Consider the following 16,785-nt stretch of genomic DNA (forward strand, 5'->3'; position numbering starts at 1 on the left):
TCAGACCAGCAACTGCAATTCGATTTGCTGCAAAGCCTGACGGGCGGTGACACCAAATAGCTTTTTCAGACTGCGCGAGAAGTGCGCCGAATCAGCGAACCCGGCAGCGTGTGCCGCTTCGGTGGCCGAGCTGCCCGCAAGGATCGATGCCATCGCCAGACGCAAACGACGCCAGAGCACCAGTCGGCGCACCGGCAAACCAACCTGAGTGACGAACAAACGCTGCAACTGACTCAGCGATAAATGCGCAGAGTCGGCAACCGCACGGGCCGCGACTTTGTCGGTCAGTGAGGCGTCGACAGCGGCGAGTGCGCGCTCGATACGTGGGTCGTCCAGCGTCCGGCGCGGACATTGGCGCAACGCCAGATCCAGTGCCGGGAGCGACAGTTCACACGCGAACACCGCATCGCGCAAAGCGTGCTCGGCAAACAGCAACGGTTCGGCATAAACGGTAAACAGCGGATCAGGCGCATCGATGATCGCGTGGCGCGTGTGCGAAGCAATCATCAGCCGGGAAGCGCTAATCGTCGCGCCATCGAGCAACACCGTGGCCGGACGTTGAGGGGCGAGGATGATCTGGTGCGCATAGTGGGAATGGGGCGCAGTGCGCCCCGACACTCCGTGGATCAGGCCATAGTCGCGCCCCAGCCAGAGGCGGCCTGTCCACTCGGTGTTTGTTGTCACTCAGTAGCCGTTTTTCTTCAGCAACTGATCAACAGTTTCTGCCGCAGGGCGTTTGTAGAACTTCAGCAGTTCGCTGGCGCGGTTGGTGAAGATTCCGTCAACCCCGGCTGCCATGACTTTCTGGAAATCGACTGGTTCGTCGATGGTGTAGACGTGGACCAGCATGCCCTTGTCGTGGGTGTACTTGTTCATCCACGGTTGCACCAGGTCCGAATAGCTTTGATCGCCGCCATGGGTCAGCGCTGCCGAAGGGCCAGTGCCGATTGCGCCTTGGGCCTTGGCGTAGTCGATCCATTGCTTGAATTCAGCTTCGGATTTCGGCTGTTGCCTGGCGTAGTAAGTGGATTTGTCCTTGTCGCCGGAATCAGCGAATGACACTTTCGATTGCGGCTCCATGCCACCTTCGCCGACCCACAGCAGCAGGATTTTCGGCACTTGCGGCATTTCTTTCTGCAGCAATTCGAGGCTGTTTTTCTCGAAGGTTTGCAGGATCACCTTGCCTTTGCCTTCACCGACAGCCAGTTGGTTTTTCGCCGGTTTCGAATCCGCCGGGTTCAGCCAGCCACGAGTCTGGAGCTTTTCTTTCAGGTCGTGTTCGATGCCCGGGAACAGTTGCGGCTCTTTGGTTTCGATGTACAGGCCCGGTTTGTGTTGCGGGTTGGCCTGGGCGATGTCGATGATTTCATCGAGGGTGAGGATTTTCAGGCCTGCATAGGCCGGGCGCGCACGGTCCGGGTACTTGGTGTTGTACCAGCTACCGGCGTCGAGGGTTTTCAGTTCGGCCATGGTGAAGGCGTTGGCCGGGCTGTCCTTGCGATCCGGGAACTTGCTGGCGACGTCGGTGGTGCGTTGCAGGTTGTTGTCGTGCAGGGCGAACAGCACGCCGTCCTTGCTGCGTTGCAGGTCCATTTCCAGGTAATCGGCGCCAAGGTCGCGGGCCAGTTTGTACGAGGCAGCGGTGGATTCCGGGGCATCGAACGAGGCGCCACGGTGGGCGATCACCGCCGGGTGCGGAATGCCGTGCGCGGCTGCGAGGGCATCGGTAGCCGATTGGCTGGCGGCGTGAGCCTGACCGAGACCGAGCATGAGGCTCAGCAGCAGGGCGCTTTTGGTGAAAGTGGCGGGCATGGTCGAGGTCCTTTCGCAGGGATTTTCAAAGACGTCCCTTTTAACAACTGAATCGTTTGCGTGCTATCGCGAGACCGACATAAACGTACTAAAAGCGATTTTTTCTGCGCTTTTGTGTGGTTGTTTGCAGTACGCTTGCCCACGGCAGCCGCCCCGGCAGAGGGCGCGCCCTGTATTTGCCTTGCGTGTAAACCATCGATGACTTTTTCGTGAGGTTTACCATGCGCATCACTTCCCAGCTTATCTGCCAGGCCGCCGACGATCTCAAAGGCTTTGTCGGCCTCAACCGCAAGACCGGCCAGTACATCGTGCGTTTCAGCGAAGATTCGTTCGGCATGGACGTGGCCGATGACGGGATTATTCCCACCAGCGAGTTCGTCTGGACAGCGGTCTCTGATACGACCATGACCTTGAAGCGTGAGCTGATTCAGCTGTTGCTGGATCAGAACATTGATGACCGGATCAACATTACCGAGCCGTTGCGGGTTTATATGGATAAACGTGAAGTGCCGGAGATTGTGGCGGTGCGCAGTCTGGTCAGGGGGTGAGGTTTGCGGTGACTGTTTGGGCCTCTTCGCGGGCAAGCCCGCTCCCACAGTACAGCGTGATTTTTAGAACGACGCATTAACCTGTGGGAGCGGGCTTGCCCGCGAAGAGGCCAGTAGTCACACCACAAAATCACAGCCCAAACCGATAATCCCGCTCCACCCGACACACCCGCGTATGAAACGCCGAATACCACTCCGACCGCCCCCGCGCCTGTATAACCCGATGCTCGGGGTGTCCCCGCCACGCCAGAATCGCTGCCTCACTGTCCCAGTACGACACCGTGATCCCGACCCCGTCCGCGCCACGAATCGAATCAATCCCGAGAAACCCCGGCTGCTCGCTGACCAGTTCCATCATTCGCTCGGACGCCTCGGCATAGCCGTTGTCACCCTCGGTGCGGGTCGAAGTGAAAATCACCGCGTAACACTCTTTGCCCGCTGTCATTGACGATGCTCCGCGCAGGCTTCGACAAACGCCCGCACCAGCGGCGGCACTTGTCCTTTGAGCGCGGCGCGTTCCGGCTGGAACAGCGTTGCGACGAAAAACCGGTGATCTTTCAATTCAATCACCCGCAGATCACCTGCCGTATCGTGTCCGGTGGCCTGTAGGTGATGGGTCAGCAAGTCGCGTTCGAACTGCGGATTCACACCGTAGCGGCAGCGATAGCCTTCACGAATTTCCGAAGTTTCGTACGCCTTGGCGATCAACGAACCGGACACCAGATGAATGCTGTCCACGGCTTCCACCAGCGAACAGGTCAAAGGCGTGAGCACTGCGCGGGCGGATTCGGGCGAAGTCTCGCCATGTTGCGCATCAGCCCAGCCCAGCACATTGCGGGAAAATTCCAGCACCGCATGCTGAAAACCGCCGCAGGTGCCGAGGAAAGGTCGCTGTTGCTCGCGGGCAAAACGGATCGCCCGCAGTGCGCCTTCTTCACTTTTGTAGGGGCTGGCAGGTACACACCAGATGCCGTCGAAGCGCTCCAGCGCGGTGTCGGCGTGGATCTGATCGGTGGGCAGCCATTCGAATTTCACGGTGAGGCCGGTGTGTTCGGCCACCAGACCGAGGGCGACAGGAATCGCCTGGTGCGCGGTGACTTGCGGGTCGTAGTCGCCGATCAGGGCGATGGAAACAGCGTCCATGGGATTTCCTTTTTGTGTGGGCGATGACTTCTTTGTGGTGAGGGGATAAATCCCCTCACCACAGGAATATTGGGTTATCAGAATCAAAGTTGTTCATTGACGGTGCTCACTATAGATTGGCGTTCACGCACTCAATATTGGCGTTATCCCAATTGATCAATGCAACCGCGCACTATCGACTCGACTACCCGGATCTGGCGCTGATCCTCGCACTGGTGCGTGGCGGCTCTCTGGCCCGCGCCTCGCAGCTGTTGAAGGTCGATGTGTCGACGGTGTTCCGCGCCGTGCGCCGACTCGAAGCCGCACTCGGTCAGCAACTGTTCGAAAAGAGCCGCGCCGGTTACCTGCCGACCACCCTCGCACAAACATTGGCCGAACAGGCTGAACGCGCCGAACAGGCACTGGAAGCGGCGCGAATCGGGGTCGAGCAGGGCGGGGAAGTGATCAGCGGCACCGTGCGGCTGACCTGCACCGATTCAGTGTTGCAAGGTTTGTTGCTGCCGGCACTGGCGCAGTTCATGCCGTCCTACCCGGCGCTGACCATCGAACTCAGCACCTCCAACGATTTCGCCAACCTCAGCCGACGTGATGCCGACATTGCCCTGCGCCTGACACGCACACCGCCGGAGCATCTGGTCGGACGGCAATTGGCGAAGATTTCCTACCGGGTCTGCGCCAGTTCCCGTTACCTGCAAAACGTTGATGCCACGGATCTGGCTGCTCTGACCTGGATCGCCCCGGACGACTTTCTGCCGGATCATCCGACCATCGCCTGGCGCCGCCAGCACTTGCCCGGCGTCACTCCGGGTTATCGCTGCAACAGCATGTTGTCGGTGACGGAACTGGTACGGGCCGGGCTGGGCGTGGCAGCGTTGCCGGATTTTCTGATCACTGATGGCCTGCAAGCCCTGAGCGAACCGTTGCACGGGTACGACACCGCGCTGTGGTTGCTGACCCGCCCGGACTGCCGGGCGTTACGCTCGGTGGTCACGCTGTTCGATGAGCTCGGGCGGGCATTGCGCTTGCCATGATCAGCGCTGCGGGTTCTGGCTCATGTGCTGGTGCATCTCGCTGGTGAGGTTCTCGATGCGTTCGGTCAGGTTCTTGGTCATTTCGGTGAGGCGGGTGTTCTGTTCCAGCAGCTCGAGCAATTGCGCGGTGTTCTTCTCGGCCTGAGCCTGACGCTCGGTGTTGGCGATTGCTATGGCCTCACGGTGTTGCGCGTCGGCATCCGATTGCGCCTTGTCGCGCGCGGCCTGACGGGTTTGCGCCAGCAGAATCAACGGCGCGGCGTAGGCCGATTGCAGGCTGAACGCGAGGTTGAGCAGGATGAACGGGTAAACGTCGAACGTAGTCACGCCAAACACGTTGAGGCAAACCCACAACACCACGATCAGGGTTTGCGCACCGAGAAATGTCGGCGTGCCGAAGAATCGCGCAAACGCTTCGGCGCGCAGGGCGAAGGTGTCGTTGCCGAAGGTGGTTGCCAGATGGGCATGGGGGCGATGAAAACGCAGATGATCGACGGGAGCGGTGGCAGGGGTTTCAGTTTTTTCTGTGGTCATGATCTGCTCGGCAGGGCTTGGGACTGAAGGTCACTATAGCCCTGCTTTGCAGCGCTCTCAGCCCGGCGAGCGCTCATTGGCAAACATACTCACGGCCTGTTCCGCTTCACTGGCACCGTCGCGGATCTGCAGAATGACCGTTCCCGCCTGATTCGCCAGCTCGACGCCCTCGGCCGCGCGATCACGGGTGCCGTCCATGCTCTTGATCGCCTGGCGCGTTTCGCTCTGAATCAACCCGATCATGCTGGAAATCTCCGCCGTCGAGCCGCTGGTTCGCGCCGCCAGTTGCCGCACCTCATCGGCCACCACGGCAAATCCGCGACCTTGCTCGCCGGCACGTGCGGCTTCAATCGCGGCATTGAGCGCCAGCAGATTGGTCTGGTCGGCAATCGCGCGGATGGTATTGACGATGGCTGTGATCTGCTCGGAGCGCTCGCCCAGTTGTGCGATCAGCGTGGAGGACTGCGCAATGTCTTCAGCAATTTCGCGCATCTCGCTGGCGGCTTGTTGAATCACTTGCGTGCCCTGTTCGGCGACTTTTCGGGTCGCGACCGAGATGTGATAGGCCGCGCTGGCGCTGCGTGCATCCTGCTCGTGCTGCTGGACTCGCGCGGTGACGTCCGAGGCGAACTTGACCACTTTGCACAGACGGCCAGCGGCGTCGTAGACCGGGTTGTAATTGGCCTCCAGCCACACGGTCTGCCCACGTTTATCAACGCGTTCGAATTGACCGTGGAAGAACTCGCCCTGATTCAACCGACGCCAGAAATCCTGGTAGGTGCTGCTGTTGGCCAGTTGTGGTGTGCAGAACATCCGGTGATGTTTGCCCTTGAGCTCGGCGAAGGTGTAACCCATGCGTGTCAGAAAATTCTGATTGGCCGAAAGAATACTGCCGTCGAGGTTGAACTCGATCACCGCCATCGCCCGATCGATCGCCTGCAACTTGGCATTGGCTTCGCTTTCCTGTTGCACCTTGGCGGTGACATTCATGGCGTACTTCACCACCTTGACCACGCGTCCCGAAGCGTCCTTGATCGGGTTGTAACTGGCTTCGAGCCAGATTGGCTGACCCTGACTGTCGACCCGCTCGAACGTGCCGGACTGCAACTGACCGTTTTTCAGCCGTGACCACAACTCCGTGTATTGAGCGCTGCGGCCAAACTCGGGCGTGCAGAAACGTCGATGGGGCTGGCCGATCACTTGTTCGGAGGTGTAGCCGGTGGTCTTCAGAAAGTTTTCGTTGGCACGCAACACCACGCCATCGAGATCGAATTCGATGACGGCCATGGAGCGTTCAATCGCATCAAGCAGGCCGGATTGTTCGGTGAGGGTGCGCTGGAGATCGTCGAGGGCGGACTTGTGGCGATTGAAAAACATGCTGGCGGTACTCTGGAAACAGGAAGGATCGAGGATTCAGTCCTTATTCCCACGCTGGCACGCCGAAAGCCCGGGCGGCTTTCGGCGTTGACTGCTCAATGCCAGCGTTCCTTGACTGACAGCCGGATACTTATACAAAACTTCATAAAGTTGTACAAGAATGTGTTTTGTATGAGTTTTGTATAGGTTTTAAGCGCTGGAGTGATTGGCGTCGGTTGCCTGCGGGTGGGGCCGTGCCACGCTGATAGTGTTGCGGCCCGTGTGTTTGGCGGTGTAGAGCGCCTTGTCGGCGTCGTCCAGCCAGTCGAGTGCGTCCTTGTACATAGGTTGAAAGCGTGCCAGACCAATGCTCAGGCTGACCCGCAATTGCGGCACATCGGGATGACGGTATTGCAGCAGGGCCGCGCGCAGCTGCTCCATCAAGGCTTCGGCTTTATTCAGCGGCAGATTCGGCAGAATCACGCAGAACTCATCGCCGCCATATCGCCCGGCCAGTTCGCTTTCATCGAGCAGGAATTTCAACTCACGACTTAGCTGGCGCAACACCGCGTCGCCGACGATATGCCCGTAGCTGTCGTTGATGATTTTGAAGTGATCGATATCGATCAGCGCCAGCGTCGCCTGAGTGTTGTATTGGCGACATTGCTGGTACTTCAAATGCAGTAAATCTTTCCAGGCGCCGTGGTTGAGCAGGCCGGTGAGGCTGTCGGTACGGCTGAGGGCACTCAGTGCGCGTTTGTGCTGGGACAGTTTGATCGCCAGCCGGTAATAGACCATGCCCAGCGCCAAGGGATACAGGGTCAGCATCGGCAGGCAGGCCCAGACCTGTGCCTGGGTCATCGTCAGATTGAGGTTAAATCCGAAAATCGCACAACCGAGCAACATGCCGCCGAGTTGGGCGAGGGCGCCAAGCAGCGACAGACGTTGCCCGCCGGCAGCAACGTTGTTCATGGTCATCATCGACAGAATGGTCACAGTGGTCAGCGGATTGAACTGCACACACGCAGCCCAGAAACCGCCAAGCAACGAGTCATACAACAAGTTGCGGCGTTCCGCCTGATAGGGAAAAGCTGATCGGCTCGAGATCTGATAGGCCAGATGCGGCCAGACAAAACCATTGAACAGCAACAGTGCCCAAAGCCATGACGGTGTATTCAATGAATACAGCGCTGCACCGACACTGAAAAAGCCGAAGCTCAGACCGATGACTCTCGGCACATAAATACGTCTGGCGAATGACAAGCCCTTGCCGCGTTGGTTTTCCATGATCTTCTGCGCCAGATCCAATCTGAAACACTTTGTCGTGTTTTTTCAGACTTACCGGTCATCGGTAATTTGCCGGACATTGTCATTTATTCCAACCGGAATAATCAGTGTCCTTCCGAGCCATTTAACCGTGGGCAGGTGCTGGAAAGCGGCTAATCAGCGCTCGTAGCAAGCCAGAAACATGTCGAGTGCCGATTCCGCCACAGTGTTTTGCGTGGCGGAGTCGAGCGGTGGACGGCCCATGGAAATCTGCGGCCAGAAGCCGAACGACTTCAGCAGCCCTTGCATCTGGTGGGCGGCGAACTCCGGGTCCACGGCTTTCAATCGACCGTCAGCCTGGGCGGCGCGAATCCAAACGGTCAGACCTTCTTCGCGTTCGCCCATGCGCGCCACCATGTCCTGCGCACGCTCCGGGGAATGGATGGTCGCGGCAATCGCCACTCGCGCCAGACCGAGGAAGTTGTCATCCGCCATCATTTGCAGTTTCGCCAACAGCATCTGCCGCAATTGCTCGCGCAGGGGCTGATCGGCGCTGTAGGTGACCGTCAGTTCCTCACTGATGCGTGTCCACAACTGGCCAAGAATCTCGGCAAACAACTCTTCTTTACTGGGGAAGTGGTTGTACACCGTGCGCTTCGACACCCCGGCGGTGGCCGCGATCTTGTCCATGCTGGTGACCTCGAATCCGTTGGCACGGAATTCGGCAATCGCCGCCAGGATGATGGCTTCGCGTTTGCGGTCAGTGAGTCGCTGTGGAGCTGTCATAAATACGCTTCGGTAGGAAAAGGTCGAAATTACACTTGGTAGTTTACTTGTCATCAGCTTTGATGCAACCTACGAAACTACACCGACCAGTGTAATGTTGCGTTAATCCTCGCAACTTAAAAAACAGAAAGTTCGGCTGATGCGTGCGTGCTTTGGCCATTTATCGTCCCACCGTGGAAAACCGTGAATTGTGCGGTTTTTCTGGAGTCACTCAGTCATGGCCAAGTCAATTTCCCCTGCGGATAACGTCTCAATGAACGCTGCGTCCACGCCTGAAGCCTCTCGACAGGATCAAGGGTTGTTCCGCAATCACGCGCCGGTACAACGTGAAGGCGTACGCAAAATGCTGCGCATCATGTGGAACATGATCTTCCACAAACCGCGCAACACCCGGCCGGCCTCGCCGATCCCGGTACAGGCCCTGACACTCGCCGATCTGATGGCAGCGCCGAACCACAGCGTCTACCGTCTAGGCCACTCGACTCTGCTGTTGAAAATGCAGGGCAAATTCTGGATCACTGACCCGGTGTTCGCCGAGCGCGCCTCGCCGGTGCAATGGGCCGGCCCGAAACGCTTTCACCAGCCGCCGATCAGCATCGACGAGCTGCCGCCGATTGAAGCGGTGATCCTGTCCCACAACCATTACGACCACCTCGATTACCAGGCGGTACTCAAACTGGCCGACAAAACCAACGTCTTCCTGACGCCACTGGGCGTTGGCGACACCCTGATCAAATGGGGCATCGACGCCAGCAAGGTGCGCCAGTTCGACTGGTGGCAAGGCACCGAAGTCGCCGGCATTCGCTTCGTCGCCACCCCGTCGCAACACTTCTCGGGGCGCGGTCTGTTTGACGGCAACAGCAGCCTCTGGGCCTCATGGGTGATGATCGACGGCGACACCCGGATCTTCTTCAGCGGCGACAGCGGCTATTTCGATGGCTTCAAACGCATCGGCGAACAGTACGGCCCCTTCGACCTGACCCTGATGGAAACCGGCGCCTACAACGTCGAATGGCCGCATGTGCACATGCAACCCGAAGAAACCCTGCAGGCCCACATCGACCTCAAGGGCCGCTGGCTATTCCCCATCCACAACGGCACGTTCGACCTGGCAATGCACGCCTGGCATGAACCGTTTGACCGCATCCTCGCACTGGCGTGGGAGCGCAGCGTTTCGATCACCACACCGCAAATGGGTGAGGTGTTTAACCTGACGCAGCCGCAACGCGGGAGCGCGTGGTGGTTGGGGGTTGAAGGGGAGCGGGAAGCGGTGGTGCAGAACGCCTGATGTTATCTAGTTCATGCTGATGCAGATTTAGTGGTGAGGGGATAAATCCCCTCGCTACAGATCATTATTCAGCCATCGCATAATCCCCACGCCCCACAGATTCCGGCACCGCTCCCTGTGCACTCGAACTACGGCCCGGCGCAAACCCGGGAAAGAACACCAGCCCCTGCGCTTCAAACCGGTACGCAATCGCCAGACGCGCTGCATCCGCTACGTCTTGCTGCGTTTCAAATCGGTGAATGTCGTCCACAGAAACCCCGGCTTCTCGCGACAGTTGATCCACGCTCCAGCCCAGCATTGCTCGTGCCTGGACGCAATGGGTCGGGGTGAACTGGAAAAGGGCGATACGTTCGAGGATGTGGTTCATCGCAAGAGAGGCCATGGTGTGCTCCGGGCTCAAGAGTGCTGATTGAAAATGTACTGTGTTTTTGTACAGTTGTTTTCGGCCGGGATCAAACGCATTTTTTGATTTGCCCTAATTCGCCGCCTCCAACCAGACGGACGGTGCCTGACCGAGGATGCGCCGGAACATCGTCGAGAACGCTGCCGGGCTTTCATAACCAAAGTCCACGGCGATTCGCGTCACGGGCTCACCCGCCGCCAGGCGGGCGAGGGCGAGCACCACGCAGGCGCGCTGCCGCCACTGGCTGAAGCTCATTCCGGTCTGATGGCGAAACAATCGGTTGAAGGTGCGCAAGCTTACGTGCAACTGATCCGCCCACTGTTGCGGTGTTTGATGCGCGTTCGGCTGATGCAGAAAACTCTGACACAGCGCGAGCAACTTTCCTTCAGCCGGCAGCGGAATATGCAGCGGCAGCGGCGCACTGCGAACGAGTTCGTGCAGCAGCAGGTCGATCAGAGCGGCGTCGCGCCCGATCAGGTCATACGTCAGCGGTATCTCTACTGCTTCCATCAACAAGTGCCGCATCAATGGCGACACGCTGATGACCTGACAACAATCGCCCAAATCCACCGCATCCGGCTCGATGTACAGACTGCGGGTGCTGACCCCGAGCATCAGCACTTCATGCGCCACTCCCGGTGGAATCCATACAGCCCGTTGCGGCGGCACCACCCAGTTGCCATCGTGTGTGCTGACCTGCATTACACCGGTCGCGCCGTAGAGCAATTGCGCCCGTCGATGCGTATGACCCGGTAACCGATGGCCGTGGGAATAATCCGTACCGATCGCCACCACCTGGCGCGGCGTGTCATCCAGCAGATTGATCGAAACATTGCGCATCGAGCGATTCCCGGCAGTTGGCGTAAACGCAAACATTATTGGCTGAGTTGCTGAAGCAGGCCAAGACGTCCCGCTCTATCTTCGTGAGCCTTCCCTAAAAGGACGCCGCGAAATGTTCTACCTCTTGCTCACATGCTTCGGCTGCATGACCGGCATCACCGCCGTACTGTTCGGCTTCGGCGGCGGCTTCGTCGTTGTGCCGCTGCTTTACAGCCTGCTCAGCGCCAGCCACGGCGCCGACGACCCGATCGGCCAATCGGCAATGCACATCGCCGTCGCCACCTCGACCTGTGTGATGATCGTCAATGCCCTGATCGCCACCGACAAACATCGCCGCGTCGGCAATCTCATCCGCCATTACCTGTGGCCATTGGGCGGGTTTATTGCCGTGGGCTCAGTGATCGGCGCGATAGCGGCGGTGTGGGTCAGTGGCGAGGTGATTCGCTACGCGTTCATCGCCTACCTCGGCGTGACCATTGTCGACTGCGTGCTCAGGCGCGGATTTCTCACCCAGAACGCAGACGTCATCCCACGCCGACTTGGCAGCACGGAAACTTCCGCAGGCGGTGTAGGCATTGGCGCCATCGCGACGTTTCTCGGTGTAGGAGGCAGCGTCATGACCGTGCCGCTGTTGCGCCGTTGTGGCTTGAGCATGTCGCAAGCGACGTCCATGGCCAACCCGCTGAGCGTGCCGGTGGCGTTGGCTGGAACGCTCACGTACATGGCGCTGGCCGGGTTCAGTCAGGCTGATTTGGGCGCTTGGTTTGTCGGGTACGTGGATTTGCTGGCGTTTGCACTGCTGACGTTGGGTTCGTTGTTTGGGATCAGATTGGCCACGCCGTGGATCGGGCGGATTCCGGATCGGGTGCATGCGCGGGTGTACATTGGGCTGTTGCTGATGGTGATGATCAGCATGTGCTTGAGTTGAAGGCGACAGCGCTCGTTTCCACCACGTAACCTCGACATAATCCGCAACGCTTTCCACCGGGCAAACGCCCTGTCACTCAAGGATGAAATGATGTATCGCGGATTGTTACGAATCTCCGCCATTTTGCTGCTCGTCGGTTCGCTTCTCTCGACCCGGGCATGGGCCGACGACGACAAGCAGGTGTACACCGGCACCCTGGGCAAAGCCGCGATCGTTGTGGAAATCGACACCCGCTACAACCAGGGCCGTTACTTCTACAAAAAGTACCGCACAGACCTGGCGCTGGACATCAGCAAAGAAGGCGACGCACTGGTGATGATCGAAGGCGCGGTAATGGATGGCGATTCGCGCCCGACGCTGCGCCTGCAGCCGAAACTCAACGGCTGGAGCGGCGAGTGGAGCAACCCGGCGGGGAAAGTCCTGAAGGTCGAATTGCAGCCCGCCACGCTTCCCGATGTTCCTGCCGGTACCTTGCCGTATCTCGCCAACCTGCATGACAAATTCCCCTACGAGTACTTGCGGCTGCAAGGTCTGCGACTGGTAAAAGGCAAAACCGATAACTTCATGGGCTACACGCTGCAATGGTGGCGCGAGGAGCAATCGCAGGTCTCGCTGTTTGAAGTCGTGTCGGGTTATTCGCCGCCAGCGCGGGAACGGATCAATCAAGAGTTGATGGCGCGTTTGTGGGGATATGTGGCGGGATACTACGGTTGCCCGGGTGGTTATTCGCAATCCAGCCAGCCGCTGTGGATGACGCCGACAGTTATGAGCATGCGCACCACCAACGAGTTTTACTGTCAGGGCGCCGCGCACCCAAATGAAGATGTTCAATCGTTCAACTTCGACACCCAAACAGGCAAGTTGCTGACCCTTGAGGATGTTGTGTGGGTGGGGCAGGGCAAGCCACTTCACTTTGTGGCGGGGTATGGAGGCGCGTCGGACAAGGCCTCAAAGGAATACTACAACTATCGCTCCACAGAATTTGCGCCCTGGCTGGTCACGCAGTTGTTAAAACTTCATCGCAAAGAAATGACCGTCATTGGCGAAGGCGAAAACGACTGCGGGTATGACGAGCCGCAACCCTGGCAATTCCCATCGTGGTACTTCGGCGCAAAAGGCATCACCTTCACGCCGTCGTATCCACATGCCGCCGCCGTATGCGGATACGTCGAGTGGGGCGTGCTGCCCTATGACCTGGTCAAACAGCATCCCGGCGGCGTTGGATTGCAACTGCCCTGAGTCGAAGTGCAAACAGAACCTCGATTCCTGACCCCAACCCCGCCATAATCGCCGCGAATTTATCCACGCCGGCCCTCAAATGCCGGCGCGGCCTCCGCCTCTTTCAAGGTACGATCAATGCTCAAGGGACTGATGCGCCTGGCAACCTGCGCTGCTGTGCTGTTCTCGCTGACTCCAAGTGTCCACGCCGATGATGGCCGACGCGTGTTCACCGGCACGTTGGGCAAAATGCCGATCGTCGTAGAGCTCAATACCACGCAGCAGGACGAAGTAACCGGTCGTTACTTCTACGAAAAATACCATCGTGATTTGCCGCTCAGTGGCGCGTTGCAGAACAGCACGCTGACCTTGACCGAGGGCAATAATCGCTATGGTGACGACAAGCCGCTGTCAACGTTGAAACTGGAAGAAACCGGCAACGGCTGGCAGGGCGAGTGGCAAAGTCCGAAGGGCAAGAAACTGCCGGTGAAGCTCACCGAGGCGAAACTTCCCGCGCCCACCTCAGCAACTTTGCCGTTCATTGCCGCACTGCCCAATGGCGAGCCTTACGAGTATCTGCGCCTGATGGGACTCAAGCTGAAACCGGCGAAGAAAGAAAACTTCATGGGCTACGACCTGCAATGGTGGACGGAACCTGAGACAAAAATTTCGCTGTTCAGCGTGGAGTCCGGATTGTCGAAAGATGATCAGCAACGGGTTAACCAGCAGTTGCTCGGGCGCCTCTGGAATGAAGTCATCAGCTATCACGGCTGCCAATTACAGGGCGGGGAGAACGTGGAGTTCATGCAGCAGGCAGAACCGAAAATGATCTCGCCTGCCGTGGTCAGCCTGAACATCTCGACCAGCTATTACTGCGGCGGCGCGCATCCTGATTTTGGCGATTCACCCCTCAACATTGATGTGAAAACCGGCCACCCATTGTCACTCGAAGATGTCTTTTGGGTAGGTAAGGGCACGCCGATTTTGCATGCCGAGCGCGACAGCCCTGGCGACAAACCTCTGAGCGAGGCCGAAAGCGACGCGCGTTATCAGTATGAAAGCAAAGAGTTGGTGCCTTGGGTGATCAAGCAATTCACCGCTCTGTACCCCACAGAAATGAAGAAACCGACGGGAGATGACGACTGCAACTTCCAGGATGAGAGCATCTGGGGCACTTCACCTTGGTACTTCACCGAGAAGGGCTTGTACCTCGGCGCCTACTTCGCTCGCGTACAACGCTCCTGCGATAGCCCCGACTGGTCGATCCTGCCGTACTCACTCGTCAAACAACACCCCGGCGCCGTCAAACTGCAATTGCCCCAGGGCTAACCATCACGCCAGACCCGGCGCTTCACGAATAATGAAGTGATCCAGGTTCTCTATATCGGCATTGAAGACCTCGAATGGCTTTTCGGGGTTCTTCTTGCCCGGCACCTGCTTCAACTCCGGCGTCACGCCATAGAAGAAACAGAACAACTCCTTGTCGCTGTCGATCGCGTGCTTGATCTCTTCCAGAAACGCCTTGCGCTTGCGGTAGTTGTCGATCAGTTTTTTATTGAGATAAACGCTGACCGGGTAAGGCTTCTTCTTGCTGTCCTCAGGCTTCTTGAACCAGACCTTGTCTTCGAAATCGATACGGAAACTGGCGCTGTGGAAGTCCTCGATCTTCTTGATCCGGCCCCAGTAAATCAGCCCCTTGTTGTCCGTCAGATATTCAATCTTCTTGAAGAACGAACTGTACGGCGCCGTGTGCTCGCCGATCTTCAACGGCACACGCTTGAGCAACTCCTTGTCGGCGAAGTTCGAAACAAAACACTCCACCGGATGCGCGAAAACACTGGTCTTGTCCGGTGCCGTCTCGCGGCTCGGCGACTCTTTCGCAGTTGCCGCTTTAACCGGCAGCACATCATCACGCAACACATCAGCCGCCCCGGCCGGAGCCGCAGGCTTACGCACATACTCTCGCCGAGTCAGCAACAACTCCGAAGGGAAATGCTCCTCCCTCCCGTCATCCGCCTCACCATCCTCCAACTCAAGCCCCGACGCCGACGCCTTCAAACTCACATACGGACAACCCGCCACATGCTGCGTACTCGGCAGATTCTTGAAATGCGGCGTGCGTACGTAATTCACATTCTTGGCGTTGAACGTACCCAACTCGTTCGCCGCATCGAACGCCGAACGACAGGCATCGTTGGGACACTGGAAGTGCTCCTTGGCCGAGTCGAACGCCACCGTCTCATCGAAATTGAGATCGCGAACGTCATAGATCGACAACTTGTCGTCGAGGCTGAGGCAGTAAGCGAGATCGAATTTCATGGTGGGGCTCGGGTCCTTGAGTGGGGGAGGGGTATTAATAGCGGGAGGTGAAGCGGGATGCACTGATTGTTTTCAGGATGATGCAAAACCTGTGGGAGCCAGCCTGGTGGCGATTCTCGGCTCAATACTCCCACCGCCATTGCAGGCCACGCCTCACCCTGTGGCGAGGGAGCTTGCTCCCGCTGGGCTGCGAAGCGGCCCCAAGCATTTGGAGACGCAAAAAATCCGCTGCTTGAAAACTCAAACAGCGGATTTTTAAACCATCAGCATCCACGCAGCAATCGCGAAGCCTTGCGCCACCAGGATTCCCGTCGATTGCACGGATCATCCGCCAGCAAACAAGGCATATCCCGCAGACGAATCCACGGCTCATCCTGCCAGTGCAGCATGCTCAACGACATCTGCGGCCAGCTCAGCACGCTTAACGTCGGGCGCTCGACCGAACGCGACGGACGAGCATCACGCAGCGCAGGAACAACCTGGTGCGTCAGCCACTCGCGAAGCTGCCGATGCTCAGGGCAGAAGTGATAGACCAGAAGGGCATACACACCGGACTCACTCACCATCCAGTGTTCCTCAGCCTCTCCGTAAATTTCGATCCGCATCAGTTGTCGTTGATCATCATCGAGTTTGCGCAATTGGCGCTCATCAAGATGTTTGCCCATCAAACGACCCAATTCATTGGCGCAGAGCCAAGCCTGGTTCTCCACCAGAAGTGCGTGCAGGTGCGCTTTGTTGCGAGTGAAGCGAGTCGGTAAAAGTGGTTCAGACATGACGTGCCTCCGGACTCGGAAGCGCGGGATTCGAACGGCAGGTACAGCGATTCACCTTCATCATGAAGGTTGGATAGTCAGGCATTTCCATTTACCTCTGGCTGCTTTCTTAGGGCATTCGTTATGGGTGTCGGGAGCTAAGAAACCCACCAGAGACGGGCCGGACATATTCCCCTTTCGGGTCTTGTATTCGCCCACTCCCGACATAACGGGATTTTTCGCAGACGTAGAGAAACCGCAGACGAAAAAAAGCCGCATGACTGTCGGGTGCGGAGGACCGCTCTGGTTTGTAGAGTTTCTTAGGCTCGGAGCTGAGGGTAGGGGCATCAGGGGTAGTCGTCAACCAACGACTTTTCCTACTGCTTGAGAGGCGAAATGAAACCTGGACAATAGCGGAGAGTAAATTATGCTGTGTTTATATCCAGTATTGGCTTGCCGTTGATCCCGCTCTCCCATTGTTCCGTGTCGCTACGACTCATCTCACGGAATCCAGGAAATTTCATTTACTTTGAAGTTTTGCGGGCTAGAATGGTGACCATT

18 protein-coding genes are annotated in these 16,785 nt (G+C 58.1%); 6 read left to right on the forward strand and 12 right to left on the reverse strand.

Annotation, left to right across the window (positions count from 1 at the left end; translation table 11 throughout):
- On the reverse strand, positions 1-684 hold the full coding sequence (locus ACTWLJ_RS14250) for a helix-turn-helix domain-containing protein (RefSeq protein WP_445181265.1): 684 nt from the start codon (positions 682-684) through the stop codon (positions 1-3).
- A complete protein-coding gene (locus ACTWLJ_RS14255) occupies positions 685-1,812 on the reverse strand; it encodes a glycerophosphodiester phosphodiesterase (RefSeq protein WP_445181266.1) in 1,128 nt (375 codons plus the stop codon).
- 221 nt (positions 1,813-2,033) lie between these two features.
- Here ACTWLJ_RS14255 and ACTWLJ_RS14260 point away from each other — a divergent pair, with 221 nt between their 5' ends.
- On the forward strand, positions 2,034-2,360 hold the full coding sequence (locus tag ACTWLJ_RS14260) for a DUF2025 family protein (protein ID WP_445181267.1): 327 nt from the start codon (positions 2,034-2,036) through the stop codon (positions 2,358-2,360).
- 130 nt (positions 2,361-2,490) lie between these two features.
- Here the strand turns inward: ACTWLJ_RS14260 and ACTWLJ_RS14265 are convergent, their stop codons facing one another.
- Together ACTWLJ_RS14265 and ACTWLJ_RS14270 are read right to left on the reverse strand one after the other, a co-directional pair.
- Positions 2,491-2,805: an antibiotic biosynthesis monooxygenase family protein gene (locus ACTWLJ_RS14265; protein ID WP_445181268.1), complete on the reverse strand. Its 315-nt coding sequence runs from the start codon at positions 2,803-2,805 to the stop codon at positions 2,491-2,493.
- On the reverse strand, positions 2,802-3,503 hold the full coding sequence (locus ACTWLJ_RS14270) for a CTP synthase C-terminal region-related (seleno)protein (protein ID WP_445181269.1): 702 nt from the start codon (positions 3,501-3,503) through the stop codon (positions 2,802-2,804). The genes ACTWLJ_RS14265 and ACTWLJ_RS14270 overlap by 4 nt, the downstream gene beginning before the upstream one ends.
- 89 nt (positions 3,504-3,592) lie before the next feature.
- On the opposite strand from ACTWLJ_RS14270, the gene ACTWLJ_RS14275 reads away from it, so the two are divergent.
- Complete coding sequence (locus tag ACTWLJ_RS14275; RefSeq protein ID WP_445181270.1) at positions 3,593-4,534, forward strand: LysR family transcriptional regulator; 942 nt, start codon at positions 3,593-3,595, stop codon at positions 4,532-4,534.
- Here the strand turns inward: ACTWLJ_RS14275 and ACTWLJ_RS14280 are convergent, their stop codons facing one another.
- The 4 genes from ACTWLJ_RS14280 to ACTWLJ_RS14295 all read right to left on the reverse strand — a co-directional run bounded on the left by ACTWLJ_RS14280 (position 4,535) and on the right by ACTWLJ_RS14295 (position 8,476).
- A complete protein-coding gene (locus ACTWLJ_RS14280; protein WP_401220523.1) occupies positions 4,535-5,068 on the reverse strand; it encodes a DUF1003 domain-containing protein in 534 nt (177 codons plus the stop codon).
- Between the two features lie 57 nt (positions 5,069-5,125).
- On the reverse strand, positions 5,126-6,445 hold the full coding sequence (locus ACTWLJ_RS14285; RefSeq protein WP_445181271.1) for a methyl-accepting chemotaxis protein: 1,320 nt from the start codon (positions 6,443-6,445) through the stop codon (positions 5,126-5,128).
- Positions 6,446-6,634: 189 nt separating this feature from the next.
- On the reverse strand, positions 6,635-7,711 hold the full coding sequence (locus ACTWLJ_RS14290) for a diguanylate cyclase (RefSeq protein ID WP_445181272.1): 1,077 nt from the start codon (positions 7,709-7,711) through the stop codon (positions 6,635-6,637).
- Between the two features lie 156 nt (positions 7,712-7,867).
- Positions 7,868-8,476 carry a TetR/AcrR family transcriptional regulator gene (locus tag ACTWLJ_RS14295; RefSeq protein ID WP_445181273.1) on the reverse strand — a complete coding sequence of 203 codons (609 nt, stop codon included), beginning with the start codon at positions 8,474-8,476 and terminating at the stop codon, positions 7,868-7,870.
- A 217-nt stretch (positions 8,477-8,693) separates the two neighbouring features.
- On the opposite strand from ACTWLJ_RS14295, the gene ACTWLJ_RS14300 reads away from it, so the two are divergent.
- Positions 8,694-9,764, forward strand: a complete 1,071-nt coding sequence (locus ACTWLJ_RS14300) for an MBL fold metallo-hydrolase (protein WP_445181274.1) — start codon at positions 8,694-8,696, stop codon at positions 9,762-9,764.
- 64 nt (positions 9,765-9,828) lie between these two features.
- Here the strand turns inward: ACTWLJ_RS14300 and ACTWLJ_RS14305 are convergent, their stop codons facing one another.
- Positions 9,829-10,146, reverse strand: a complete 318-nt coding sequence (locus tag ACTWLJ_RS14305; protein WP_445181275.1) for an XRE family transcriptional regulator — start codon at positions 10,144-10,146, stop codon at positions 9,829-9,831.
- A gap of 93 nt (positions 10,147-10,239) precedes the next feature.
- Positions 10,240-11,007: an AraC family transcriptional regulator gene (locus ACTWLJ_RS14310; RefSeq protein ID WP_445181276.1), complete on the reverse strand. Its 768-nt coding sequence runs from the start codon at positions 11,005-11,007 to the stop codon at positions 10,240-10,242.
- Positions 11,008-11,119: 112 nt separating this feature from the next.
- Here ACTWLJ_RS14310 and ACTWLJ_RS14315 point away from each other — a divergent pair, with 112 nt between their 5' ends.
- The 3 genes from ACTWLJ_RS14315 to ACTWLJ_RS14325 all read left to right on the forward strand — a co-directional run bounded on the left by ACTWLJ_RS14315 (position 11,120) and on the right by ACTWLJ_RS14325 (position 14,482).
- Positions 11,120-11,935, forward strand: coding sequence for a sulfite exporter TauE/SafE family protein (locus tag ACTWLJ_RS14315; RefSeq protein WP_445181277.1), 816 nt, complete (start codon positions 11,120-11,122; stop codon positions 11,933-11,935).
- A 90-nt stretch (positions 11,936-12,025) separates the two neighbouring features.
- Positions 12,026-13,174, forward strand: a complete 1,149-nt coding sequence (locus tag ACTWLJ_RS14320) for a hypothetical protein (RefSeq protein WP_445181278.1) — start codon at positions 12,026-12,028, stop codon at positions 13,172-13,174.
- Positions 13,175-13,291: 117 nt separating this feature from the next.
- Positions 13,292-14,482, forward strand: coding sequence for a hypothetical protein (locus ACTWLJ_RS14325; protein WP_445181279.1), 1,191 nt, complete (start codon positions 13,292-13,294; stop codon positions 14,480-14,482).
- A gap of 3 nt (positions 14,483-14,485) precedes the next feature.
- Here the strand turns inward: ACTWLJ_RS14325 and ACTWLJ_RS14330 are convergent, their stop codons facing one another.
- Positions 14,486-15,472 carry a hypothetical protein gene (locus tag ACTWLJ_RS14330; RefSeq protein ID WP_445181280.1) on the reverse strand — a complete coding sequence of 329 codons (987 nt, stop codon included), beginning with the start codon at positions 15,470-15,472 and terminating at the stop codon, positions 14,486-14,488.
- 263 nt (positions 15,473-15,735) lie between these two features.
- Positions 15,736-16,245 carry a BRO-N domain-containing protein gene (locus ACTWLJ_RS14335; protein WP_445181281.1) on the reverse strand — a complete coding sequence of 170 codons (510 nt, stop codon included), beginning with the start codon at positions 16,243-16,245 and terminating at the stop codon, positions 15,736-15,738.
- Positions 16,246-16,785 lie beyond the last annotated feature (540 nt).

The sequence above is a fragment of the Pseudomonas sp. McL0111 genome, from assembly GCF_052567255.1.

Bases quoted from the DNA above. Each gene is read 5' to 3' on its own strand.
- ACTWLJ_RS14260 (WP_445181267.1), top strand. From the start codon at position 2,034: ATGCGCATCACTTCCCAGCTTATCTGCCAGGCCGCCGACGATCTCAAA.
- ACTWLJ_RS14310 (WP_445181276.1), bottom strand. From the start codon at position 11,007: ATGCGCAATGTTTCGATCAATCTGCTGGATGACACGCCGCGCCAGGTG.
- ACTWLJ_RS14290 (WP_445181272.1), bottom strand. From the start codon at position 7,711: ATGGAAAACCAACGCGGCAAGGGCTTGTCATTCGCCAGACGTATTTAT.
- ACTWLJ_RS14330 (WP_445181280.1), bottom strand. From the start codon at position 15,472: ATGAAATTCGATCTCGCTTACTGCCTCAGCCTCGACGACAAGTTGTCG.
- ACTWLJ_RS14320 (WP_445181278.1), top strand. From the start codon at position 12,026: ATGTATCGCGGATTGTTACGAATCTCCGCCATTTTGCTGCTCGTCGGT.
- ACTWLJ_RS14255 (WP_445181266.1), bottom strand. From the start codon at position 1,812: ATGCCCGCCACTTTCACCAAAAGCGCCCTGCTGCTGAGCCTCATGCTC.
- ACTWLJ_RS14305 (WP_445181275.1), bottom strand. From the start codon at position 10,146: ATGGCCTCTCTTGCGATGAACCACATCCTCGAACGTATCGCCCTTTTC.
- ACTWLJ_RS14295 (WP_445181273.1), bottom strand. From the start codon at position 8,476: ATGACAGCTCCACAGCGACTCACTGACCGCAAACGCGAAGCCATCATC.
- ACTWLJ_RS14325 (WP_445181279.1), top strand. From the start codon at position 13,292: ATGCTCAAGGGACTGATGCGCCTGGCAACCTGCGCTGCTGTGCTGTTC.
- ACTWLJ_RS14335 (WP_445181281.1), bottom strand. From the start codon at position 16,245: ATGTCTGAACCACTTTTACCGACTCGCTTCACTCGCAACAAAGCGCAC.
- ACTWLJ_RS14300 (WP_445181274.1), top strand. From the start codon at position 8,694: ATGGCCAAGTCAATTTCCCCTGCGGATAACGTCTCAATGAACGCTGCG.
- ACTWLJ_RS14315 (WP_445181277.1), top strand. From the start codon at position 11,120: ATGTTCTACCTCTTGCTCACATGCTTCGGCTGCATGACCGGCATCACC.
- ACTWLJ_RS14285 (WP_445181271.1), bottom strand. From the start codon at position 6,445: ATGTTTTTCAATCGCCACAAGTCCGCCCTCGACGATCTCCAGCGCACC.
- ACTWLJ_RS14280 (WP_401220523.1), bottom strand. From the start codon at position 5,068: ATGACCACAGAAAAAACTGAAACCCCTGCCACCGCTCCCGTCGATCAT.
- ACTWLJ_RS14270 (WP_445181269.1), bottom strand. From the start codon at position 3,503: ATGGACGCTGTTTCCATCGCCCTGATCGGCGACTACGACCCGCAAGTC.
- ACTWLJ_RS14265 (WP_445181268.1), bottom strand. From the start codon at position 2,805: ATGACAGCGGGCAAAGAGTGTTACGCGGTGATTTTCACTTCGACCCGC.